General features: G+C 63.5%; 19 protein-coding genes. 5 read left to right on the top strand and 14 right to left on the bottom strand.

What is annotated here, in order from left to right; genetic code table 11:
• Positions 1-7: 7 nt before the first annotated feature.
• Positions 8-1,210, bottom strand: a complete 1,203-nt coding sequence (cyoA, locus tag PARACOCCUSGL_RS0107055) for a ubiquinol oxidase subunit II (RefSeq protein WP_010394653.1) — start codon at positions 1,208-1,210, stop codon at positions 8-10.
• Between the two features lie 224 nt (positions 1,211-1,434).
• Here cyoA and PARACOCCUSGL_RS0107050 point away from each other — a divergent pair, with 224 nt between their 5' ends.
• From PARACOCCUSGL_RS0107050 to PARACOCCUSGL_RS0107030, 5 genes are all read left to right on the top strand, one after another.
• Positions 1,435-2,760 carry an MFS transporter gene (locus PARACOCCUSGL_RS0107050; protein WP_029371710.1) on the top strand — a complete coding sequence of 442 codons (1,326 nt, stop codon included), beginning with the start codon at positions 1,435-1,437 and terminating at the stop codon, positions 2,758-2,760.
• A gap of 111 nt (positions 2,761-2,871) precedes the next feature.
• Positions 2,872-4,698 (top strand): sigma-54-dependent Fis family transcriptional regulator, encoded by a 1,827-nt coding sequence (locus tag PARACOCCUSGL_RS0107045; RefSeq protein WP_227493481.1) that lies wholly within the window; start codon positions 2,872-2,874, stop codon positions 4,696-4,698.
• Positions 4,699-4,823: 125 nt separating this feature from the next.
• On the top strand, positions 4,824-6,971 hold the full coding sequence (locus PARACOCCUSGL_RS0107040; protein WP_010394647.1) for a hydantoinase/oxoprolinase family protein: 2,148 nt from the start codon (positions 4,824-4,826) through the stop codon (positions 6,969-6,971).
• Between the two features lie 22 nt (positions 6,972-6,993).
• On the top strand, positions 6,994-9,309 hold the full coding sequence (locus PARACOCCUSGL_RS0107035) for a hydantoinase B/oxoprolinase family protein (protein ID WP_010394645.1): 2,316 nt from the start codon (positions 6,994-6,996) through the stop codon (positions 9,307-9,309).
• 71 nt (positions 9,310-9,380) lie between these two features.
• On the top strand, positions 9,381-9,881 hold the full coding sequence (locus PARACOCCUSGL_RS0107030; RefSeq protein ID WP_010394643.1) for an acetone carboxylase subunit gamma: 501 nt from the start codon (positions 9,381-9,383) through the stop codon (positions 9,879-9,881).
• 89 nt (positions 9,882-9,970) lie between these two features.
• On the opposite strand, the gene PARACOCCUSGL_RS0107025 is transcribed toward PARACOCCUSGL_RS0107030, so the two are convergent.
• The 13 genes from PARACOCCUSGL_RS0107025 to PARACOCCUSGL_RS0106965 form a co-directional block, all read right to left on the bottom strand.
• Positions 9,971-11,110: an alcohol dehydrogenase family protein gene (locus PARACOCCUSGL_RS0107025; protein WP_237701492.1), complete on the bottom strand. Its 1,140-nt coding sequence runs from the start codon at positions 11,108-11,110 to the stop codon at positions 9,971-9,973.
• Between the two features lie 13 nt (positions 11,111-11,123).
• The gene (locus PARACOCCUSGL_RS0107020) at positions 11,124-12,494 is read right to left on the bottom strand and encodes an aspartate aminotransferase family protein (RefSeq protein ID WP_010394639.1); all 1,371 of its coding nucleotides are present in this window, start codon (positions 12,492-12,494) and stop codon (positions 11,124-11,126) included.
• Positions 12,494-13,945, bottom strand: a complete 1,452-nt coding sequence (locus PARACOCCUSGL_RS0107015) for an NAD-dependent succinate-semialdehyde dehydrogenase (protein WP_010394637.1) — start codon at positions 13,943-13,945, stop codon at positions 12,494-12,496. The genes PARACOCCUSGL_RS0107020 and PARACOCCUSGL_RS0107015 overlap by 1 nt, the downstream gene beginning before the upstream one ends.
• Positions 13,942-14,964 (bottom strand): N(2)-acetyl-L-2,4-diaminobutanoate deacetylase DoeB, encoded by a 1,023-nt coding sequence (doeB, locus tag PARACOCCUSGL_RS0107010; RefSeq protein ID WP_010394635.1) that lies wholly within the window; start codon positions 14,962-14,964, stop codon positions 13,942-13,944. Before doeB ends, PARACOCCUSGL_RS0107015 begins: the two co-directional genes overlap by 4 nt.
• A 4-nt stretch (positions 14,965-14,968) precedes the next feature.
• On the bottom strand, positions 14,969-16,150 hold the full coding sequence (gene doeA, locus PARACOCCUSGL_RS0107005) for an ectoine hydrolase DoeA (RefSeq protein WP_010394634.1): 1,182 nt from the start codon (positions 16,148-16,150) through the stop codon (positions 14,969-14,971).
• An 11-nt stretch (positions 16,151-16,161) separates the two neighbouring features.
• On the bottom strand, positions 16,162-17,139 hold the full coding sequence (locus tag PARACOCCUSGL_RS0107000; protein ID WP_010394632.1) for a cyclodeaminase: 978 nt from the start codon (positions 17,137-17,139) through the stop codon (positions 16,162-16,164).
• Positions 17,136-18,092 carry a hydroxyectoine utilization dehydratase EutB gene (gene eutB, locus PARACOCCUSGL_RS0106995; RefSeq protein WP_010394630.1) on the bottom strand — a complete coding sequence of 319 codons (957 nt, stop codon included), beginning with the start codon at positions 18,090-18,092 and terminating at the stop codon, positions 17,136-17,138. Before eutB ends, PARACOCCUSGL_RS0107000 begins: the two co-directional genes overlap by 4 nt.
• Positions 18,089-18,832 carry an aspartate/glutamate racemase family protein gene (locus tag PARACOCCUSGL_RS0106990; protein ID WP_010394626.1) on the bottom strand — a complete coding sequence of 248 codons (744 nt, stop codon included), beginning with the start codon at positions 18,830-18,832 and terminating at the stop codon, positions 18,089-18,091. Before PARACOCCUSGL_RS0106990 ends, eutB begins: the two co-directional genes overlap by 4 nt.
• Complete coding sequence (ehuD, locus tag PARACOCCUSGL_RS0106985) at positions 18,829-19,488, bottom strand: ectoine/hydroxyectoine ABC transporter permease subunit EhuD (protein ID WP_010394625.1); 660 nt, start codon at positions 19,486-19,488, stop codon at positions 18,829-18,831. Before ehuD ends, PARACOCCUSGL_RS0106990 begins: the two co-directional genes overlap by 4 nt.
• Position 19,489: 1 nt before the next feature.
• Positions 19,490-20,146 carry an ectoine/hydroxyectoine ABC transporter permease subunit EhuC gene (ehuC, locus tag PARACOCCUSGL_RS0106980; RefSeq protein WP_010394623.1) on the bottom strand — a complete coding sequence of 219 codons (657 nt, stop codon included), beginning with the start codon at positions 20,144-20,146 and terminating at the stop codon, positions 19,490-19,492.
• Positions 20,147-20,204: 58 nt separating this feature from the next.
• A complete protein-coding gene (ehuB, locus tag PARACOCCUSGL_RS0106975; RefSeq protein WP_176224537.1) occupies positions 20,205-21,026 on the bottom strand; it encodes an ectoine/hydroxyectoine ABC transporter substrate-binding protein EhuB in 822 nt (273 codons plus the stop codon).
• Positions 21,027-21,048: 22 nt separating this feature from the next.
• A complete protein-coding gene (gene ehuA, locus PARACOCCUSGL_RS0106970; RefSeq protein WP_010394619.1) occupies positions 21,049-21,834 on the bottom strand; it encodes an ectoine/hydroxyectoine ABC transporter ATP-binding protein EhuA in 786 nt (261 codons plus the stop codon).
• Positions 21,835-21,932: 98 nt separating this feature from the next.
• Positions 21,933-23,318, bottom strand: a complete 1,386-nt coding sequence (locus tag PARACOCCUSGL_RS0106965; protein WP_010394617.1) for a PLP-dependent aminotransferase family protein — start codon at positions 23,316-23,318, stop codon at positions 21,933-21,935.
• Positions 23,319-23,449 lie beyond the last annotated feature (131 nt).

The following is a 23,449-nucleotide window of genomic DNA, read 5'->3' as shown; positions in this document are numbered from 1 at the left end:
CGTCCGATCAGAATTTCTGCGCCTGACCCCTGGCTGGGTCCAACAGCGTCACGGCATTGTCCTGTGAGGGGGTGAACAGCCCTTTCGGCGGAGGCAGCGCATGGCCGCGCAGAGGCGTCATGTTCACTGTCGTGCGGGTCAGCTCGGGCGATTTTCCGAACATCCGCGCCGAATCCTCGGGCGTGCAGAACGAGGCGATCTGAAAGGGCTCCCACCCCAGAACCGGGGCGCGGGTGCCGCGTCGCTGGTCCTTGTCATAGGTCAGCCGCTGCACATTCATCGTACCGGCAAGCCCGGTGCCGCCCTGGGCGTCCAGGGCCATCATCTCTGCCATGCAGATCTTGCCGGGCTCGACGCACATGTTCACGACGCGCTGGAAAAGCTGGGGATCGACATCGGCAAAGGACATCGGCGGCACGTTTTCGCTGGGTGCCTCAAGCTCAAGGTAGCGGGGGCGGTCCAGCGTGCCGCCGCCAGCCCGGGCCCTGGCGACCCAGGCGTCAAAGCCTGCCTCGTCGCTGGCCAGAGCCTTGAAATGCATCCCCGAAAAGCCCTGGCCCGAGTAATGCGAGGCGATGCCCTTGTATTCGCCCGGGCGGTTAAAGACGCCGTTCAGCTTGGTTTCCATCCCCGGCATGGCGTAGATCATGCCAGCCATCGCCGGGATGTAGAATGCGTTCATGACCGAGGTCGAGGTCAGCGTGAACTCGACCGGACGATCGACCGGCACCGCCATCTCGTTGATCGAGGCAATGCCCTGTTCGGGATAGATAAAGAGCCATTTCCAGTCCATCGCCACCACCTGCACCTGCAGCGGCCTGGTGTCGCTGGCCACCGGCTGGCCGCTCGTGATGCGGTCAAGCGGGCGATAGGGGTCCAGCAGATGCGTACCGACCCAGGTCAGCGCCCCAAGCGTGATGATGATCAAAAGCGGCGCGGCCCAGATCACGAACTCAAGCTTGGTCGAATGGTCCCAGTCGGGCTGATAGTCGGCGCGGCGATTCCTGGCGCGGTAACGCAGCGCAAAGATCACCGTCAGGATCATGACCGGGACGATGATCAGCAGCATGAGCAGCGTCGAGGTCACCAGCAGGTCGCGCTGTCGCGCCGCCACATCCCCGGCGGGGGCCAGAACTTCGGCCTTGCAGGCGGCCAGCGGGAACGCCAGCGCAAGCCACGGCAGGCCGGCGAATTTTCGTTTTTGGGTCATTGGACTGTCCGAGTGTCCGTGAACGACAGGTGCGGATGGCTGAGTCGCGAAAGGCTGCGACCTATGCGGTAATTGGCTTACCTTGATCTGGATCAAATCCGCCATGCGGCGTTTTGTCCTATACTGCCTGGCCCCTCATTGCGGCAGCAATAAGGTAGGAAACGCCGCGGTGGACTTTGGTCAAGCCGGGCGCGAATCTGGATCACATCGGATTCCTCGGGAACATGAGCACAACTTCTTCCATGCCCGCCGCCGGGACGGCAGCCCCGTCATCGTACGGCCATCACAGCGTTTCACCCTCGGACATTGCCGTCGGGGTGATCATCGGACGCACCTCGGAGTTCTTTGACTTCTTCGTTTTCGCGATTGCCTCGGTGATCGTCTTTCCTCAGCGGATCTTTCCCTTTGTCGATCCGCTGACCGGCACGCTGCTGTCATTTGCGCTGCTGGCACTGGCCTTTGTCGCCCGGCCGCTTGGCAGCGTCCTGTTCATGGGTATCGACAGACGCCATGGACGCGTGACCAAGCTGACGGCAGCCCTGTTTTTGATGGGAACCGCCACCGTCGCGATGGGCCTGATCCCCAGCTATGAAAATGTCGGCGGCTGGGCGGTGGTCATCCTTGCTATCCTGCGCATCGCACAGGGGCTGGCACTTGGCGGGGCATGGGACGGTATGCCCTCGCTTCTGGCGCTGACGGCCCCACCGAACCGGCGCGGCCTTTACGCCATGGTGCCGCAGCTTGGCGCGCCGATCGGGCTGATCGTGGCAAGCCTGCTGTTTGCTTATCTTGCCGCCAATCTGACGGCGCAGGATTTTCTGGACTGGGGCTGGCGCTACCCGTTCTTTGTCGCCTTCTCGGTCAACGTGGTGGCGCTGTTTGCCCGGCTGCGCATCGTCGCGACCGATGAGTTTTCCCAGCTTTTCGAATCGCGTGAGCTGCAGCCGACCCGCATCGGCAAGACCCTCGGCGAGGATGGCGGTGCGGTGCTTGTCGGGATCTTCGTTCCGCTGGCAAGCTTTGCCATGTTCCACATGGTCACGGTCTATCCGCTGTCCTGGATCTATCTCTATACCGACGAGACGCTGCTAAGCTTTCTGATTATCGAGGCCGTGGCCGCCGTTGCTGGAATCGTTGCCATTCTGCTGTCGGGCTGGCTTGCCGACCGCTTTGGACGGCGTAACCTCTTGCTGATCGGGGCGCTGCTTATCGGTTGTTTTGCGGCACTCGCCCCCCTGCTTTTGTCCGGCGGCGAGACCGGAGAGCTCATTTACATGATCGCCGGTTTTTTTATCCTTGGCCTTAGCTTCGGGCAAAGTTCGGGTGCGGTGGCCTCGCTCTTTGGGGCGCGCAACCGCTATACCGGCTCGGCCATCGTCTCGGATCTGGCCTGGATGTTCGGGGCGGGTTTCGCGCCGCTGACGGCACTGCTGCTGTCGACCTGGCTGGGGCTGTCGGCTGCGGGGCTATACCTGCTTTCGGGCGCCGTCTGTTCGGTCATCGCCATTCTCATGTCGGGCAAGCTGGATTTTCGCACCTCTGACCGCTAGGTGACCCGCCGTCCCCCGATCCCATACCAGAGGCGGGGCGCGGCGTTCTTTTCTTGACACAAGCTGCGCCAGTCACATTACTCTGCGGCAAGCCTGCAGAAAGGCGCGATGATGACGGAAAGCATCCAGAAGGAGGACTGGGAGCGGTTCCGTGCGTTGGGGAGCGTGCCCCCCAGCATCCGGGAGATCGTGTTCAGGTCCTGGGTCAGATCACGGGAGCGGGGGGAAATCGGCTCGCTCAACCGTGCGCCGACGGTTGCGCAGGACGAATTGCATGGCATTCGCCACCGCAACGCGAGGCTGCGCAAGGCGGCGCAGAACGCGATCCGCCGCACCGGATACATGCTTGAGGACGCCGGGGCGATGCTTCTGCTTTGCGACCGCAGAGGCGTCGTCATGGATGCGACGGGCGATTCCCGCATCCTGTCGCGCGGTGCGGAAAACCATCTGCAACCGGGCGGGCGCTGGGACGAAGGCGCGATTGGTACCAACGCCATCGGCACCGCGCTGCATCTGGCCCAGCCTGTCGTCATCACCGGGGTGGAGCATTTCTGCGAGGCGATTCAGCGCTGGTCCTGTGCTGCAGCCCCGATCCATGACCCGCTGAGCGGGCGGCTGCTTGGCGCTGTCGATATCTCGGGTCCTGCTCAGGACAGCATGCGCCGGGGCGCCGCGCTGTCGGTGACGCTGGCTTTGCAGATCGAGGAAAGCTTGCGCAGCGCCGGCCTGCATGAACATGCGGTCCTGATTGATGCGCTGCTGGCACGGCACAATGGCGGGGGAGCCGAGGATCTGTTGCTGCTTGACCGCTACGGGCGCAAGGTCTGGTCCCGCACCCCCAGCCGCGAAGCTGCCGCGCAGGTCGAAGCGAAAGGTGCGGTCCTGCAAAGCCTGATGAAGGACAACGACGGCGACTGCCATGATCTGGCCGGGCGGGTGCGCGAGGTTCTGGCCGATGCCGAGGTCGATGTCCTGTCCGAACGTGGCGAGGCGCTGGGCGTTGTCGTGACCTTTCCCCGCCGCACGCGTCCTGCACGGCGTGAGCCGGCCGCGCCCCCAGATCTGCGCCAGATCGCTGAAACAGGGGCGGTGATGCAGGATCTTTGCAATGCCGCTGAACGGATCGTCGGAAACGGCCTGCCTCTGGTTCTTGAGGGGCCGGTCGGCAGCGGCAAAGAGACCTTTGCCCGTGCGCTGCATGCAGGTGGCCCCCTGGCCGGGTTGCCGTTCGAGATGCTCGATTGCAGCCTTCTTGACGCGGCGACGCTGAAGCCGGGATCGGGTGGCAGCGAGGCATTGCTGCGTCTGGCGCAAAGCGGCGGCACGCTGTGCCTTGACGAGCCGGCCGAAACCCCGGCCGAGGTGCAGCCGCTTCTGACGCAGGCGCTGGCGCAGATCGAACGGGCGGGGACGGCGGTCCAGTTGATAACCTTGTGCTCGGTGCCGCTGTCCGACAGCCTTGGCGTGGGCGGGCTTGGCTCGGCGCTGCATTTCCGGCTGGCTGCGGCGGTCTTGCGCCTGCCTGCGCTGGCCGAGCGGCGTGAGGACCTGCCGGCGCTGATCCGCCGCTTTGCCCAGACCTATGCGCCGCAGCACCGTCAGGGCAGGGTGCTGCGCTTTACCCCGGCGGCAATGCAGCAGTTGCAGGCCCATGACTGGCCGGGCAATCTGCGGGAATTGCGCAATCTGGTGGAATCTCTGGGTGTGACCTCGCTAAGCGGGCTGGTTGATGCGTCGGACCTGCCCCGCCACCTGACGCGCGCACCCGGTCCGCGGCGCGAGGAAACCCTGCGCGACCGAGAGCGGGCCGAGATCATGGCGGCCATGGCCGAGGCGGGCAGCAACATCACCGAGGTCGCGCGCAGGCTGGGGATCGCGCGCTCGACGCTTTATCTCAAGCTTGACCAGTACGGCATCAGGCGGCCTCGCCGCGAATAAGTGCCGTTCTGTCCGCCATTGTCCGACGCCCTGTCCGAAAACCGGACAACACGGACAGGTGGCACGATTCCATCCTGCCGCTACGCCACAGGGAGGTGGCGCAATGGGAGGAGAAAACCGTGCCATTGGACAAACCCAACAGACGCAAGGTGCAGGTGCTGGGCATCGACGCTGGCGGCACCATGACAGATACGTTCTTTGTGGACAGCGAAGGCGAATTCGTCGTCGGCAAGGCCCAATCGACGCCACAGAACGAGGCGCTTGGCCTGATCGCCAGCTCTCGCGAGGGGTTGGAGCATTGGGGACTGACGCTGGAAGAGGCGCTGTCCGAAATCCAGACCGGTGTCTATTCAGGCACCGCCATGCTGAACCGAGTGGTTCAGCGCAAGGGGTTGCGCTGCGGCCTGATCGTCAATGCGGGGATGGAGGATTTCCACCGCATGGGCCGTGCGATCCAGGCCTATCTGGGCTTTGCCTATGAAGACCGGATCCACCTGAACACCCATTACTATGACGAGCCTTTGGTGCCGCGTCACCTGACGCGCGGCGTCATGGAACGCATCGACATGTCGGGTACCGTGGTCATTCCGCTGCGCGAGGAAACTGCCCGTCAGGCTGCGCGCGAACTGATCGCGCAGGATGTCGAAGGCATCGTGATCTCGCTTTTGCACAGCTACCGCAACCCCGCGCATGAACGGCGGGTGCGCGATATCGTGCAAGAGGAAATCGCGGCCTCGGGCAAGTCCATCCCGGTTTTTGCCTCGACCGACTATTATCCGGTGCGCAAGGAAACCCACCGCACCAATACTACCATCCTTGAGGCTTATGCCGCCGAGCCGTCGCGCCAGACGCTGAACAAGATCTCATCCGCGTTCAAGGATAACGGCTCGAAATTCGACTTCCGCGTGATGGCGACGCATGGCGGCACCATCAGCTGGAAGGCCAAGGAGCTGGCGCGCACCATCGTCTCGGGTCCGATCGGGGGCGTGATCGGTGCGAAATATCTTGGCGAAGTGCTGGGTTATTCCAATATCGCCTGCTCTGACATTGGCGGCACCTCGTTCGACGTGGCGCTGATCACCCAGAACGAACTGACGATCCGCAACGACCCGGATATGGCGCGGCTTGTCCTGTCCCTGCCTTTGGTCGCCATGGATTCGGTCGGCGCCGGGGCGGGCAGCTTTATCCGGCTTGACCCCTATACCAGGGCGATCAAGCTTGGCCCGGATTCGGCGGGCTATCGCGTCGGTGTCTGCTGGGCTGAATCGGGGATCGAGACCGTCACCATCTCGGACTGTCATGTCATCCTTGGCTATCTGAACCCCGACAACTTCCTTGGCGGTCAGGTCAAGCTGGACCGCGAGCGGGCCTGGAACGCGATGAAGGAGCAGATCGCCGATCCGCTTGGCCTGTCGGTCGAGGATGCCGCGGCTGGGGTGATCGAGCTTTTGGACAGCGATCTGCGTGACTATCTGCGCTCGATGATCTCGGGCAAGGGTTACAGCCCGTCCAGCTTCGTCTGCTTCAGCTATGGTGGCGCAGGTCCTGTCCACACCTATGGCTATACCGAGGGTCTGGGCTTTGAGGATGTGATCGTTCCCGCCTGGGCGGCAGGTTTTTCCGCCTTTGGCTGCGCGGCGGCGGATTTCGAGTATCGCTATGATAAATCGCTCGATATCAACATCGCAAGCGAGGCCGGGGATGATCTCAAGGTCCGTCAGGCCCAGACCCTGCAGGCAGCTTGGGAAGAGCTCAAAGAGCGGGTCCTCGAAGAGTTCGAGATCAACGGCTATTCCGCTGATCGCGTGACACTGCAACCCGGTTTCCGCATGCAGTATCGCGGCCAGCTGAACGATCTGGAAATCGAAAGCCCGATCCTTGAGGCCAACTCGGCCGAGGACTGGGATAAGCTGGTCGAGGCCTTCAACGACACCTATGGACGCGTTTATGCCGCCGCTGCCCGCTCGCCCGAGCTTGGCTATTCGGTGACTGGCGCGATCATGCGCGGCACGGTGCCAATCCCCAAACCCCGGATCCCCAAGGAACCCGAGGCCGGTCCGACCCCGCCCGAAGAGGCCAGGCTTGGCACCCGCAAGTTCTATCGCCACAAGCAATGGGTCGATGCGCAGCTTTACCAGATGGAAAAGCTGAAACCGGGCAACCGCGTCACCGGCCCGGCGATCATCGAATCCGACGCCACGACCTTTGTGGTGCCCGGAGGTTTCGAGACCTGGCTCGACGGTCATCGCCTGTTCCACCTGAAAGAACTCTGAAGCTCCGAGGGAGGAGATCGACATGAACATTCAAGCAAAGGTCGACACGCGCGGCATCGTCCGCGGCGGCGAGACCCTGAAGCAACACCGCGACCGGCTGATGGAGGCCACCAGGCGGACCAAACATTACGCCGGGCTTGAGCGGCTTGAGATGCGCGACAGCGATCCGATCAAGTACAACAAGCTTTTCTCGCGGCTGCGGGCCGGGGTGGTGGATGCGCGCGAAACCGCCAAAAAGATCGCGGCATCGCCCATCGTCGAGCAAGAGGGTGAGCTGTGCTTTACCCTTTATAACGCGGCTGGCGACTCGATCCTGACTTCGACCGGGATCATCATCCACGTCGGGACCATGGGCGCGGCGATCAAATATATGATCGAGAACGGCTGGGAACATAACCCCGGCATCAGGGACAAGGACATTTTCTGCAACAACGACAGCCTGATCGGGAACGTCCACCCCTGCGACATCCACACCATCGTGCCGATCTTTCACGAGGGGGAACTGATCGGCTGGGTTGGTGGCGTCACCCACGTGATCGACACCGGCTCGGTCGGGCCGGGCTCGATGTCTACCGGGCAGGTGCAGCGTTTCGGCGACGGCTATTCGATCACCTGCCGCAAGATTGGCGAAAATGACACGCTGTTCCGCGACTGGCTGCACGAAAGCCAGCGCATGGTGCGCACTACGCGCTACTGGATGCTGGACGAGCGTACCCGCGTCGCGGGCTGCCACATGATCCGCGATCTGGTGCAGGAGGTGATCGCCGAAGAGGGTATCGAGGCCTATTGGAAATTCGCCTATGAGGCGGTCGAGCACGGCCGGCTGGGTCTTCAGGCCCGTATCAGGGCGATGACCATTCCCGGCAAGTATCGGCAGGTCGGTTTTGTGGACGTGCCCTATGCGCATGAGGATGTGCGGGTCCCCTCGGACTTTGCCAAGGTCGACACGATCATGCACACCCCGTCCGAAATCACCATTCGCGGGGATGGTACATGGCGGCTGGATTTCGAGGGCGCCTCGCGCTGGGGCTGGCACACCTACAACGCCCATCAGGTCAGCTTTACCAGCGGTATCTGGGTGATGATGACCCAGTCGCTGATCCCGACCGAGATGATCAACGACGGCGCCGCCTACGGGACCGAGTTCCGTCTGCCCAAGGGCACATGGATGAACCCCGACGACAGGCGGGTGGCATTCAGCTATTCATGGCATTTCCTCGTCAGTTCGTGGACTGCGCTGTGGCGCGGGCTGAGCCGGGCCTATTTCGGGCGCGGCTATCTGGAAGAAGTGAACTCGGGTAACGCCAATACCTCGAACTGGCTACAGGGCGGCGGCTTTAACCAGTATGATGAAATCCATGCCGTGAACTCGTTCGAATGCGCCGCGAACGGAGTCGGGGCCAGCGCCTTCAGCGATGGGATCAGCCATGCCGCTGCGGTCTGGAACCCCGAAGGCGACATGGGTGACATGGAGATCTGGGAACTGGCCGAACCGCTGATCTATCTGGGTCGGCAGATCAAGGCCTCGTCAGGCGGCGCTGGCAAGTATCGCGGCGGCTGCGGCTTTGAATCGCTGCGCATGGTCTGGAACGCCAAAGACTGGACCATGTTCTTTATGGGTAACGGGCATATCAGCTCGGACTGGGGGCTGATGGGTGGCTACCCCGCTGCCTCGGGCTATCGGTTCGAGGCCCATGACACCCGCCTGAAAGAGCTCATCGCCGAGGGTGGCCCGATCCCCCATGGCGGCGATACCGACCCGCAAAACCCGGTCTGGGATGGCCAGTTGCCTGACGCGCGCATCAAGCGTGACAAGCAGGCCATCACTACCGAGGCGATGTTCAGGGACTATGACCTTTACCTCAACTACATGCGGGGAGGGCCGGGCTTTGGCGATCCTCTGGACCGCGAGCCGCAGAAGGTCGCCGATGACGTGAACGGCGGCTATCTGCTCGAACGGTTTGCCGACAGCGTCTATGGCGTGGTGCTGAAGGAGGCGGGCGACGGCATGAAGGGCGTGGATCTGGCCGCGACCGAGGTCCGCCGTCAGGCCATCCGCAAACAGCGGCTCGCGGAATCGGTCCCGACCAGCGAATGGATGGCCGAGGAACGCCAGCGGATCCTGAACAAGGATGCGGGTGTGCATGTTCAGCAGATGTATGCCGCCTCGTTCAAGCTTGGGCCGCGATTTGAAGAGCAGTTCCGCGCCTTCTGGAACCTGCCCGCCGACTGGAAACTGTGCGAGGCGGATCTGCCCATCCCTTCTTACGGGCGGGAATACTCGATGGATATCTCGGAACTGCCGGACGTCAGGACCGTGCAATTCGTCGAGGAATGACGCCCCCGGCTGCGTCCGTTCCCCCCGGGCGCAGCCAATATCCCCTCAAGGCCAATCCAAGGGAGGAACCGATGGCCTATACCAAAGCCAAGATCAAGGATCTGGTGGACGGCAAGATCGACCGTGACACGCTGCATAACATGCTGTCCACGCCAAAGGACCGCGAGCGTTTCCAGATTTATCTGGAGATCCTGCAAGAGCAGGTGGAATGGGACGATCCGATCATTCTGCCGCTGGGACCTAAACTGTATATCGTGCAGCGCAAGTCGGACAAGAAATGGGTGATCCGCAGTCAGGCGGGCCATGATTTCTGCGACTGGGACCAGAACTGGAAACTTTATGCCCGGGTCCGGGTGCGTAGCACCCCCCAGCAGATGGAAGAGATTTATCCGCGCCTGATGGCCCCCTCGCCCGACTGGCAGGTCATCCGCGAATATTTCTGTCCGCTGTCGGGCGATTTGCTGGAGGTCGAGGCGCCGACCCCATGGTATCCGGTCATCCATGACTTTGAGCCGGATATCGAGACCTTTTACAAGGACTGGCTGGGTCTGCCGGTGCCCGAGCGCGCCTGACCTGCGGCCCATCGCCAAAGACAGTTCATCAGACAAGGGGCGGCCGGTGTGGGTCGCCCCTTGCACATCTGCCCTGCCGGGCGGGTGGTTCAGGCCATTGGTGTCAGCCCTTGTTCCGCGATCACCCGATCCGGGACGATCACCAGCTTGCCAAGAAAATCGCGGCTACGCTCGACAAACAGCTGCTCGGCCTCGCGCAGGCGGGACAGGGGCATGATCCCTGACAGCACGGGCCTGAACCGGTTCTCGCGGATCCAGCTGATCAGTTGCCGCGCTTCGGCCCGGGTGCCGTGCGAGACGCCAAAGATCTGGACCTGATTAAGATAGATCAGCGTCCAGGGCAGGGCAGTGACATTGCCCGCGCTTGCCCCGGCAATGGACAGGCGCGGTGGTGTCCGCCGTCCGTGCAGGTCACGGCACATGGTGCGGATCAGTGGCACGGTCATCTCGCCCCCGACCAGATCCATCACCGCGTCGATCGTGACACCGCCTGTTGCCTGCGCAATCGCCACGGGCCAGTCGGTGACGGTCTCGCGTGCGATCACGCTTTCGGCGCCAAGCGCGCGCAGTGCCTCGGCCTTGCCGGCGCTGGCGATGGCATGGGGGATCGCGCCGATGACCCGGCACATTTGCAAAAGCGCGGTTCCGACCCCGCCCGAGGCCCCGGTGACCAGCACATGCTCACCCGCCGAAACATTGGCCGAGGTCAGCATGTGATAGCCCGTCTGCCACGAGCACATGCCCAGTGTCGCCAGCTCGGCATCGCTGAGCGCGGGGTTGGCGATGGCGTGGAACTGGTCTGAGGGAAAGCAGCCATATTCCGCATAGCCCCCGTCTGCGCCATGGCCGAAATAATCCGGCGCAAGGTTCAGATCGTCGCGCTGATCGGGATAGATGTTGAAATCGAGCAGCCCCCTTTCGCCGATCCGGTCGGGCGATACGCCCGGACCCACGGCGACGACATGGCCGACTACATCGGCGCCCTGAATGCGCGGAAAGGTCAGCGTCTCGCCCGCCATGGCGAATGAGGCGACCGCGCCATCGTCGGAATACAGCCCCTCACGCACCTTGCGGTCGGTGTTGTTCTTGGCACAGGCGGTGATGCGGACCAGAACCTCGCCCGGGCCGGGGCGGGGAACGGGCCAGTCGTCATGCCATTCCAGCCTGTCGGGGCCGCCATGGCCGGTCAGGACCATGGCGCACATCGTTTCGGGGATAGCGGCCGTCACGAGTTATTCCGCCTTAGCCCAGGATTTCGCGCACGGATCCGGCGGCGGCATCGACGATGACATCGGCCTCGGCCTCGGTCAGGCACAGGGGCGGGGCAAGTCCGATGATATCGCCCTGCGGCATGGCGCGGGCGATCACACCGCGTCTGAGCATTGCGCCAACGACCTTGGCCCCGACCCCCTCGTCTGTGTCAAAGAAGGTGCGCTGGTCCCGATCCCGGACCAGCTCGACCGCGCAAAGCATGCCCTCACCGCGGATTTCACCGACATTGGGATGATCGCCAAGGGCGGCGCGCATCCGGTCGTTCAGATAGCGGCCGGTGCGACCGGCGTTCCCGACCAGTCCCAGCTCGTCGATCAGCCGCAGATTGGCGATACCGGCCGCTGCGCCGATGGGATGGGCGGAATAGGTCCAGCCATGACCAAGGACGCCGTTCTCGTCCGTGCCCTGCATCAGCACATCCCAGACCTTTTGCCCGACGATGCTGCCCGACAGCGGCGCATAGGCCGAGGTCAGGCCCTTGGCGCAGGTGATGATATCGGGCGTCATGCCATAATGGTCCGAGCCGAACATGCTGCCCAGCCGGCCAAAGCCTGTCACCACCTCATCAGCGATCAGCAGGATATCGTGACGCGCCAGAACTTTCTGGATCGCCTGCCAATAACCTTTGGGCGGCGGGACGATCCCGCCGGTGCCCAGAACCGGCTCGCCGATAAAGGCGGCGATGGTGTCCGCGCCTTCGGCGGCGATCAGGCGCTCAAGCTCTTCGGCGCAATGGGCGCTGAATTGCTCTTCGGTCATGCCGGCATCCTTGCGGCGATAGTAATAGGGCGCCTCGGTATGGATCACCTGCGCCAGCGGCAGGGCGGACTTGCGGTGAAAAAGCTCAAGCCCGGTCAGCGAGCCGGTCATCAGGCCGCTGCCGTGATAGCCGCGCCAGCGCGAGATGATCTTTTTCTTTTGCGGCAGCCCGCGGATGTTGTTGTAGTACCAGACCAGCTTGATGTTCGTTTCATTCGCGTCCGAGCCGCCAAGCCCGAAATAGACCCGCGCCATATGCTTGGGCGCGCGGTCCATGACCATCTTTGCCAGCGTGATCGACGCTTCTGAGCCATGACCGGCATAGGCGTGGTAATAGGCCAGCTCGCGCGCCTGCCGGGCGATTGCATCGGCGATTTCGGTGCGGCCATAACCCACGTTCACGCAGTACAGGCCCGCAAAGCCGTCCAGCAGCCGGTTGCCGTCGCGGTCCAGAATATGGACACCCTCGGCGCCTGCGACGATGCGCTGCGCGCCCTCGCCCCGCGCGAACTGGCCAAGATTGGTCGAGGGGTGGAACAGGCTCTCGCGGTCCCATTTGGACAGTTCGTCATTGGTCAGCATCATGCTCTCCTTGTCTCTGCCCAGTCGCGGCAGACGTATTTGATCTCGGTGAATGCTTCGAGCCCGTGGCGGCTGCCTTCGCGGCCCAGCCCGGACTGTTTCATGCCGCCAAAGGGGATCGGTGCGCCGGTGACCTTGGTGCGGTTGACGGCGACCATGCCGAATTCCAGCGCCCGCGACAGGCGGTAGATGCGGCGCGGGTCGCAGCTATGGACATAGGCGACCAGCCCGTATTCGGTGCCATTGGCGATACCCACCGCCTCGTCCTCGGTTTCAAAAGGGGCGATGGCGGCGACAGGGCCGAAAGTTTCTTCGTGAAAGATCAGCGCCTCGGGCGGGACATCGGCCAGAACGGTCGGCTGATAGAACAGCGGCCCCTGCGCATCCCGTGTCCCCCCGGTCAGCAGCCGTGCGCCGCGGGCCAATGCGTCGGTGACATGTTCCTCTTGCTTGCGGACGGCGGCTTCATTCATCAGCGGACCAAGGTCGCGGTCCTCGACCCCCGGACCCAGTGTCAGCGCGGCGGCGGCGGCGGCAAAGCGGCGGCAGAACTCATCATAGATCCCGCGTTCGATCAGAAAGCGGTTTGCGCCAAGGCAATCCTGTCCCGAGGTTGCGAATTTGGCCTTGATCGCCTCATCAACGGCCAGATCAAGGTCGCAATCGGCAAAGGCGATAAAGGGCGCGTGACCGCCAAGCTCAAGAACCAGCCGCTTTACCGTATCGGCGCTTTGGCGATACAGCTGCTTGCCGATACGGGTCGAGCCGGTAAAGCTGAGCGCCCGAACCCGGGGGTCGGCGCACCATGCGCCGACGATTTCGGCCGCGTCCCCGGTCACGACGTTAAAGGTGCCTGCCGGAAAGCCTGCGCGCCGCGCAAGCTCTGCCAGGGCGGTCGCCGAAAGTGGCGTTTCCGCCGAAGGATGCACAACCGTGGTACAACCCGCCGCCAGTGCTGCCGCGGCCTTGCGGGTGATCATGGCACAGGGAAAGTTCCACGGGGTCACCAGCGCCGCGACGCCCAAAGGTTCGCGCCACAGTTCCATCTCGGCGGTCGAAAGATGCGAGGTCACGCTTTCGATATTCGGTCGCTTTGCCTCTTCGGCGTAGAATTCGACAAAGCTGGCCGCGTAGTCGATTTCGCCCCGGGCCTCGGACAGGGGTTTGCCCTGTTCGGCGGTCATGAGCCGGGCCAGATCCTCGCGGTTTTCGTGGATAAGCTGGTACCAGCGCAACAGCACTGCCGCGCGTTCCTGCGGCAGCAGGGCGGCCCAGGGGGCAAAGGCGGCCTGAGCCGCATCGACGGCTGCGCGGGCCTGCGCCGCATCAAGCCGTGCCACCCGGGCGATAACCGTGCCGGTCGCGGGGTCGGTGACGTCAAAGCGCGGGCTGCCGACCCAGCCGCCGTTGATAAAGGCGTCTTCGCAAAGCAGGGTCTTGTCCGAGATCATCCTTCGACCTCCTCGCCGATGACGGCGACGCAATCGCCGGGTTTCACGATGCCGGGGAAATGCCGCGCCATCAGCAGCCCGGCGCGGCGGGCATGGACGGCAGTCGGGGCAAGCCCGGTCCGCCCGATGGGAAAGATGCGCGCGACAGGCTGGTCGGCACTGACCGGCCCGCCCAGATCAATCAGGAATTCGATCAACCCGCCGTCCTCGGCAAAGGCAAAGCAATCAGCGTCGGGCATATCAAGCCAGCGTGTCGGCTGGGCCGTGACCTCGCCCCGCATCGCCCCGGCAGCAATCAGCAGGTTTCTCAGGCCTCGCCGGGCGATTCCGGCTGTGCGGGCCGATGCTGTCCCGCCTCCGCCCAGTTCGGTGGTGACAAAGATTTTGCCCATATCTTCGGCGGCGGTGTCATACATGCCGACCGCGTCGATTTCGAGCATCCTGCACGACCATGGGGCGCCAAAGGCGCGTACAAGGTCAAAGGCGGCCGCCTCTTGCCGCTTGTCGGGCAGCACATGGGCGGCGCAATAGGGCAGGAAATCCAGCGTTTTTCCGCCCGAGTGGAAATCCAGCACCACATCGGCCATGGGCAGCAGCACGCGCTGGAAATAATCGGCGATCTTTTGGGTCACCGTGCCGTCGGGCCGACCCGGAAAGCTGCGGTTCAGGTTGCCCCGGTCGATCGGAGAGGTACGGGTGCCTGCTGCAAAGGCCGGGTAGTTCATCGCCGGAATGATGATCAGCCGGCCGGTGACTTCCTCGGGCCGGACGGTTGCGGCAAGATCGAAAAGCGCGATCGGCCCTTCGTATTCGTCACCGTGGTTTGCGCCGGTCAGCAGCGCCGTCGGCCCCTCGCCGTGATTGACCACGGTGACCGGGATCATCACCGAACCCCAGGCCGCGTCATCGCGCGAGTAGGGCAGGCGCAGAAAGCCGTGCTGTACCCCGGGCGCGGCAAAATCCACCGTCGCCGTGACGGGCGAAGGCACCAGCGAGGGCGGGGGCTGCATCTGCAACATGGCCCTAATCCTTTACGAAAAGCTGGCGCGGGACATTGGCAAGGCACTCGACGCCGGTGTCGGTGATCAGGATCGACTCGGTGATCTCCAGCCCCATGTCCTCAAGCCAGAGGCCGGTCATGAAGTGAAAGGTCATCCCGGGTTGCAGCACAGTGCGGTCGCCGGGGCGCAGGGACATCGTGCGTTCACCCCAATCCGGGGGGTAGCTGACGCCGATGCCATAGCCGGTGCGGTTGTCCTTGATGATGTTGTACTTTGCCAGAACGTCGAAAAAGCCCCTGGCGATATCTTCGCAGGTATTGCCGGGTTTCGCGGCGGCAAGCCCTGCCTCCATCCCTTCGAGCGTCGCTTTTTCCGCGTCTAGGAACGCCTGTGTCGGTTTGCCCAGAAATACCGTGCGCGACAGGGGGACGTGATAGCGGTGATAGCACCCGGCGATTTCAAAGAAAGTGCCCTCGCCGCGCTGCATCGGCTTGTCGTCCCATGTCAGATGCGGGGCCGAGGCATCGCGCCCCGAGGGCAACAGCGGCACGATTGCGGGATAATCGCCGCCGATTCCGTCGATGCCGCGCACGCCTGCATCATAGATCTCGGCCACAAGATCGCATTTGCGCATGCCGACCTCGACCTTGTCGAGGATGCGGGCGTGCATCGCCTCGACGATCCGCGCGGCATTGCGCATATAGGCGATCTCTTGCGGGCTTTTCACCGCGCGTTGCCAGTTCACAAGGGCGGTGCAATCTGAAAACCGCGCATCCGGCAGGTGCTGTGTCAGGCTGGCAAAGGCTGCGGCGGTGAACCAGTAATTGTCCATTTCGACGCCGATGCGCTTTGCGCCCCAGCCACGGTCGCGCAGGATGGCGGACAGGTGGTCCATCGGGTGCATTTCGGGGTTCTGCACGTAATGGTCGGGATAGCCGATGATATTTTCATGCCGCAGATAGGCGGTCAGTTTTGCGCCATTGGCGTCCTGTCCGCGCCCGTACCAGATCGGTTCGCCCTCGGGCGGGATGACGACACATTGATGGACGTAAAATGACCAGCCGTCATAGCCTGTCAGCCAGTTCATGTTCGACGGATCGGTGACGATCAGCAGATCGACGCCTTTCGCCTCCATCGCCCGGCGGGTCCTGGCGAGGCGTCCGGCATATTCCTCGCGGGTGAATTTCAATGCGACTTCTGTCATGGCGGTTGCTCTCACAGGGTGAAGGTACGGCCGGCCCCGGTTTTGCCCGCACGGGCAAGTGCCAGGGTGGCGATGGCGGTGTCCTGAATCCCGGTGCCGGTCAGATCGGCCAGGGTGATCTGGCTGGCGCTGGTCCGGCCCGCGGCCTGTCCGGCAAGGATCTGGCCCAGTTCGGGAAATTCCTGCCCGGCAAGGGGCGAATGGCGCAGTTCGCCCAGCTCTCGCGTTTGCGAGAGGCGGTCGGCAACATAGAGTGCGCGGGCGATCAGCTCGGGCGCGATCTCATTCTTATGCTGCGCGTCCGAGCCCATGGCGGTGACATGGGTTCCGGGGGCAATGTCGTCGGGACCTAGGATCGGCTGCTCGGCGGGGGTGGTGGTCACGACCAGATCAGCGTCGTGCGTCGCCCCGGCGACGCTGGCGGCGGGGGTGACGGGGATGCCCAACGCTTTGGTCATCTCGGCCGCAAAAGCCTGTGCCTTGGCCGCATCCCGCGCCCAGACCCGCACCCCGGTAAGTTTGCGCACAAGTGTAAGCGCGCGCAGTTGCATCCGCGCCTGCATCCCCGCCCCAAGGATCGCTGCCTTGCCTGCATCCGGGCGCGCAAGCGCGTCGGCGGCCACTGCCCCGGCTGCGGCGGTGCGAATATCGGTCAGATAGCCGTTGTCGAGCAACAGAGCCTCGACCAGTCCGGTACGCGAGGACAGCACCACCATCATCCCATTGGTCGAGGGCAGGCCAAGCGCGGGATTGCCAAAAAATCCGGGCGAGATCTTGATCGCGAAATGCGAAAGGCCGGGAATATAAGCGGTCTTTACATCGACCTCGCCCCGGTGTTCGGGGATATCCAGGCGCAGGATCGGCGGCATTGCCACAGGTCGGGTCGCCAGCGCCACAAAGGCATCGCGGATGCAGGCAACAGCTTTGGTATCCGGCGGCACAAGCGCGCGCAGGTCGGTTTCGGTCAGGATGGTGACGGGCGGTCTCATGCGGCCTCTGCCATGATGCGGGAATGCAGCGCGGGGTCGATATTCGCGCCGGAAAGGATGCAGATGGTCGGGCCGGTCGGCGCGACCTTACCCGCAAGAAGCGCGGCGGTGCCGACGCTGGCCGCGCCTTCGACGACATGGCCCGCGCGGCCAAGGTGGCGGATACCGGCCGCGATCTCGGCCTCGGTCAGCAGGACCACATCGTCGAGCAGGTCGCGGCACAGCGGAAAGGTCACGCGGTTTGCGACCCCGATGCCGCCGCCAAGGCTGTCGGCAAGGCTGGGGCTTTCCCCGACCTCGACCGGATGACCGGCGGCAAGGCTCGCGGCCATGGCGGCACCACTCTCCATCGTCAGGCCGATGATCCGTGTCTGGGGGGCAAGCGACCTGAGCGCCACCGCAATCCCAGCTGCGAGCCCGCCGCCGGAAAGCGGTACCAGCACCATCGCAGGGTCCATGGGCGCGATTTCCAGACCCAACGTTCCCTGACCGGCAACCACCGCTTCGTGGTCAAAGGGCGGGATTTCGGTCATCCCTTCGCGTTCGACTGCGCGGGCAACCTCGGCCATCGCCTCATCCTGGCTGGCGCCGACGATGCGTACCTCGGCCCCGAGGTCGCGGATGGCACGTACCTTGTTTTCGGGTACCAGACGCGACAGGCAGACAGTCGCCGGCACGCCAAGCGCGCGGGCCGCATGGGCCAGCGCCCGGCCATGATTTCCGGTCGAAGCTGTGACAACGCCGCGCGCCAGCGCCCTGGGTTGCAGGGACAAAAGCGCATTGGTCGCGCCGCGCAGCTTGAAGGCGCCAGTGGTCTGGCGGTATTCGCATTTCAGCCAGATGGGCTGGCCCAGCCGGGCTGACAGGACCTCGTCCGGCAACAGCGGCGTTTCGACCACATGGGCGCGGATGCGCTTGGCGGCGGCGTGGATGTCGTTAAGGGTGACGCTCATGCCGTCCTCATCAGTTGGCCGGGCGCGATCGGGCCGGTCACGCCGCAGGCCCGCGCAGCCGCCCACAGCGTTGCGGAATTGGCCGAGACCACCGGGACCCCGACCGTCTGTTCGATCCGGTCGACGATGGTGGCGGCGCGGACGGCAGTGCAGGCGATAAACAATGCCTGGCTGTCCGGGGCGATGGCGGCACGCGCCGCCTCGATGATCGTCGCATGCGAAATTCGTGCCATTTCGCGATCGTCGGTCAGGTTCAGGCAGGACACCCCTTGCAGGGCAAAGCCCGCACCCCGGAAGCAATCGGCCATCGGCTGGGTGGTGCGCGGGGTGTAGGGGGTCAGAAGCGTGATCCGCTCTGCCTTAAGCGCCCGCAAAGCGGCAAATCCGGCTGAAATCGGTGTGATCGGCTCAGAACCCGGCTTGCCACGCCGGATCGCCTCGCGCACCGCTTCGTCGCCGATCACGACCGAGGCCGAAGTGCAGCTATAGACCACCGCGTCCAGATCCTCATCAGGCAGGATCAGCGCCGCTGCCGAGGTCACGTCGCGGGCCATCGCGGCCAATGTCTCGGGCGTGACGGGATTGGCAAAGGGGATGCGGGTGGCATAGACGCCAACGCCATGCGCCGGCAGGACCGAGAAATCGACCTCGGTCGTGTGATCTGTGGCCAGTGTCACCAGCCCGACGCGACGAGGCAGGGGCCGGTTGTCAAAGGTGACGGACAGCGGCAGGGTGTTCATTGCGAGACCCTTCCATAACGGCGTTCCAGCCAGCGCAGCGCGATGACCGACAGCAGACTGACGATCAGGAACATCACCCCGACCAGCGTCATCGGCTCGACATAGCGGTATGAGCTGTTGGCGACCGATTTCGCCTGATTCATCAGCTCAAGTACGGTGATGGCGGATAGCAGCGGCGTTTCCTTGAACATGGCCAGCAGGTAATTCGCCATCGCCGGGATCATCGGTGGCACCGCCTGCGGCAGAATGACATGCAGCCAGGTCTGCCGGGTGGTCAGGTTGGTGGCGCGCGCGGCCTCCCACTGGCCCCGCGGGACGGATTCGATGCCGCCGCGATAGACCTCGGCAGCATAGGTCGCATAGTGCAGGCCCATGCCGATCACCCCCGCCATCAGCGCCGGCAATCGCAGCCCCAGATCGGGCAGCACGTAAAAGATGAAATACAGCTGCACGAGCAGCGGCGTGCCGCGGATGAATTCGACCACAAAACTGGTCCCGCGTGAAAGCCAGCGGTTGGATGAGCGGCGCAGGATCGCAAAGACCAGCCCCAGCACTGCGGCCACAATAGCGCCGAGAAAGGTCGCGATCAGCGTGATGCGGAACCCTGCAAGCAGGGTGGGCATGATCGACCAGGCGAAATCCCAATCCCATTCCATGTCAGCGCACTCCGTCGAGACCGCGCGTCACCCGGCGCTCGATCCGGCGCATGCCGAATGAGATGGCCGAGGACATCGCGAAATACAGCACCAGGATGGTGACAAAGGGCATCAGCGTGCTGCCGGTCTGTGAACGGACCACCTGCGCCTGAAAGGTCATGTCCGACAGCGATATCAGCGAGACGACCGAAGTCGCCTTGAGCAGCTCGATGGCATTGTTGCAAAAGGTCGGCAGCATCAGCGGCAGGGCTTGCGGCAGGATGACATGGCGCAGCCGCTGCCAGCGCGTCAGGTTGACGGCGATGCAGGCCTCGTGCTGGCCGCGCGGCACGGCAAGGATCGCGCCGCGCACCACCTCGGCCCCATATGCGCCGACATTCAACCCCAGCGCCATTACCCCCGCCTGCATGGGCGTCAGCTCGGCCCCTGTCATCGGCAGCACGAAATAGATCCAGAACAGCTGGACAAAGATCGAAGTGCCGCGAAAGAATTCGATATACGCGGTTGAAAGCCAGCGGATCGGCGCGTGGTGCGAGATGCGGCCAAGCCCGGCAAGAAAGGCCACGACCAGCGCCAAAGCCGAGCCCATCAGGGTCAGCTTGACCGTGACCCATGCCCCCTGAAGGATGAGTGTCAGATATCCTGCCCAGTCGCCCATGCGCCGAAGCCTGCCTTTTTTCGCTGATGAAAAGGCGAGGTAACCCCCCGCCCAGAGGTTACTGCGCCGCGCAGAGCTGATCGCGCGTCGTCGACATCGCCGCCTGTGCCGAAAAGCCGTAAGGCTCGACGATGCTGGCGAACTCGCCCGATTCTTTCAGCTTGGCCAGCTCGACGTCAAAGGCGTCGCGCAGGGCGGTGTCCTTTTTGTTAAAGGCCGCGCCGTCGCAATAAACCGGGGCGCCTTCGACCGGGGCAAAGACCTCAAGGTTCGCGTCGCCCGATTTCTTAAGCAGATCGTTGAGTGACAGGACCGGCAGCGAATAGGCGTCGATACGGCCGTCCTGCACCATCTTCAGCCCCGATTGCGGATCAGGAACCACGATCAGCCGGTCGCGCGGCACGCCCGCATCAAGCGCCAGCTTTTCCTCGGTGCCTCCGCCCGGCGCGCCAAGCTTTGCCGCAGGGTCGTTGGCGATGTCAGCATAGGATTTAAAGCCCTTTGGGTTGCCCTTGGGCAGCAGCAGTGCCTCGGCATCGCAAAGGATCGGTTCGGAATAGGCGACGGCCTGACACCGCTCGGGTTTCATGAACAGACCTGCGGTGATCGCATCGACCCGCCCGGCCTGAAGGCTGGGGATCATCGCGCCATATTCGGCAATCGAGGCCTCAAGATCCTTGATCCCCAGCCGCTCAAAGACCGCGCGTGCCACATCCGGTGCCGCCCCCGAGACCTTGCCGTCCGAGGCGACAGCCGTATAGGGCGGTTCGTTGCCGATGGCGATGCGGACATAGCCCTGTTCCTTGAGGTCATCTAGCTTGTCGGCAAGGGCCGGCAGCGGCGCGGCCACCAAAACCAAGGCGATCAGGCATTTTTTCATCATTCTCTCCTGTTGGGTTGCATCACACGCGCTGTCCGGCGGCGATGATCTTGCGCAGGAAGGACTTCGTCCGGTCCTCTGCCGGCGCGGTAAAGATCTGCTTGGGCGGACCCTGTTCGACGATGCGGCCCCGGTCAAAGAACAGGACGCGATCAGCGAAGTCATGGGCAAATCCCATCTCGTGAGTGACGAGCAGCATGGTCATGTCGGTTTCGGCGGCCAGGCGCTTCATCACTTCGAGCACCTCTTCGACCAGTTCAGGGTCAAGAGCCGAGGTCACCTCGTCAAAGAGCATGATCTGGGGTTGAAGGGCCAGCGCGCGGGCGATGGCGACGCGTTGTTTCTGGCCGCCCGAAAGCTGGCTTGGCATGTAGCCGGCCTTATCGGCCAGGCCGACCATATCAAGCAATTCGCGCGCCCGCTTGTCGGCCGCTGCCCGCGTCTCGCCCTTGGTCAGCATGGGGGCGAGCGTGATGTTTTGCAGCACCGATTTATGCGGGAACAGGTTGAAATGCTGAAATACCATGCCGATGTGGCGACGCATCCGGTGCAGATGCGCCTCATCCGCGGGGACCTCGGCGCCATTGCGTTGCATGTGGTACAGCGGTTCGCCACAGATTTCGATCCGTCCGCCCGAGATCCCTTCCAGCGTCATCAGGATGCGCAGGATCGTGGTCTTGCCCGAGCCCGAGGGGCCGATCAGCGCCAGCTTTTCGCCCTTGGCCACATCAAAGTTCAGCCCGTCGATAACTGTCAGCGTCCCGAAGGATTTCTGCAAATTCTGGATGCGGATGATCGGCTGGTCCAAAGGCGTCCCCCTTTGTTGCTGAGGAGAGCTTTGCAGCGAGATCAAATCAGGTCAATATTAAAATAATATCATAACAATTTTTAGCTTTGATCTGCTCATCAGATCAGCGGAAGCAACGGCTCCGAGGTGCCGTTCAGTACATCGGCGACCAGTGCTAGGCCCCGGTGCAGCTCATCTGTGCTGGTCGAGCCAAGGGCGATTCGCACCGCGTCGCGGCGTCCACGTTCACTCAGCCGGAAGGCCCGGCCCGAAGCGATGGCGACGCCGCGCTGGCGGCCCTGGGCGACAAACTCCTCTTCGTCGCGACCTTCGGGCAGTTCCAGCCAGATGTGCAGGCTTTGGGGATGCGCGCGAAACAGGGTTGCGCCCAGCACCTCACGGGCGATGCGGTGGCGCTGTTCCAACGCCTCGCGTTGCCAGCAGATCAGCCGGTCCACCGTGCCGTCACTGATCCAATGGCTCAGCAATTCGACCATGGCGGGTGTGGCCATCCAGTTTGTCACCAGATGCCGGTTAGCGGCGGTCGAGGCGATCTGGGGCGGAGACACCAGCCAGGCAACCCGCAGGCCCGGCAGCGTGGTCTTGGTAAAGCCGTTGATATGCAGCACCCGCTCGGGCGCGAGTGCCGCCATGGGCGTCGGCCGGTCGGGAATCATCGCGTTCAGCATGTCGTTTTCGATGATCAGCAGATCATGCCGACGGGCAATATCGGCAAGTTCGGCGCGACGTTGGGTGCTGGTCATGATTGCCATGGGATTGATTGCCGCCGGTTGCATATACAGCGCCCGCAAACAGCCCTTGCGGGCCAGATGATCCAGCGCCTCGGGGATGATGCCGTCCTCATCGACGGGCAGTCCCTCAAGATGCAGGCCCAGATAGCGGCACAGCGGGATCAATAGATGATGGGTCAGCGTGGCGGCCGCCAAAGTGCCGCCCGCCGGGACCGCGCTCATCACCGCCGTGGTGATGGCCGAGGTGGCGCCGTCGGTGATGGTGATGTTTTGCGGTGCGGTGTCGACGCCATGACGGCGCAGCCAGTCTGCGGCGACCTGCTGGTGTTTCGGCAGGACCGAGTTCGGGCGGAAGGACAGCGCGGCCGAAGCCGTCAGATTTTCGGCCACCCAATGCAGGCCCTGACGGAAGGTCTCGACATGCATATGCTCGGTCACGGGTTTGAGGATCGACAGGTCGATCAGTTCGCGCTGCCGCTCTGCCAGATAGGGTGGTGAGTTTTCGCCCCCCGGGGGCAACACGAAAGAGCCGCGCCCGACCTCTCCGACCACCAGGCCGCGGCGGATCAGTTCTTCATAGGCGCGCGAGACGGTTTGGACCGACAATCCCAGATCGTCGGCCAGCTTGCGCTGGGGCGGCAGGCGGGTGCCAGCGGGCAGCCGCCCGTCGCGAATGGCGCGGGCATATTGCTCGGCCAGCGAAAGATAGGCCGGGCGATGCAGGGTGCCGGGATCTGGGGTCCATATTGTCATGGATTGAAATTAATCCAATCCAGGCAATTGGCAATATTGTTATGATTATATCTGCAGACAATTTTCGGGCGGGCCGTGATGTCGTGACACGGCCCGGCATTGGTCAGCGGGTTGGATGCGGCACCGGCCCG

Origin of the sequence: Paracoccus sp. TRP (assembly GCF_000185925.1) — a bacterium.
GTDB classification, from domain to species: domain Bacteria; phylum Pseudomonadota; class Alphaproteobacteria; order Rhodobacterales; family Rhodobacteraceae; genus Paracoccus; species Paracoccus kondratievae.
This window is presented reverse-complemented; position numbering and strand designations above follow the sequence as displayed.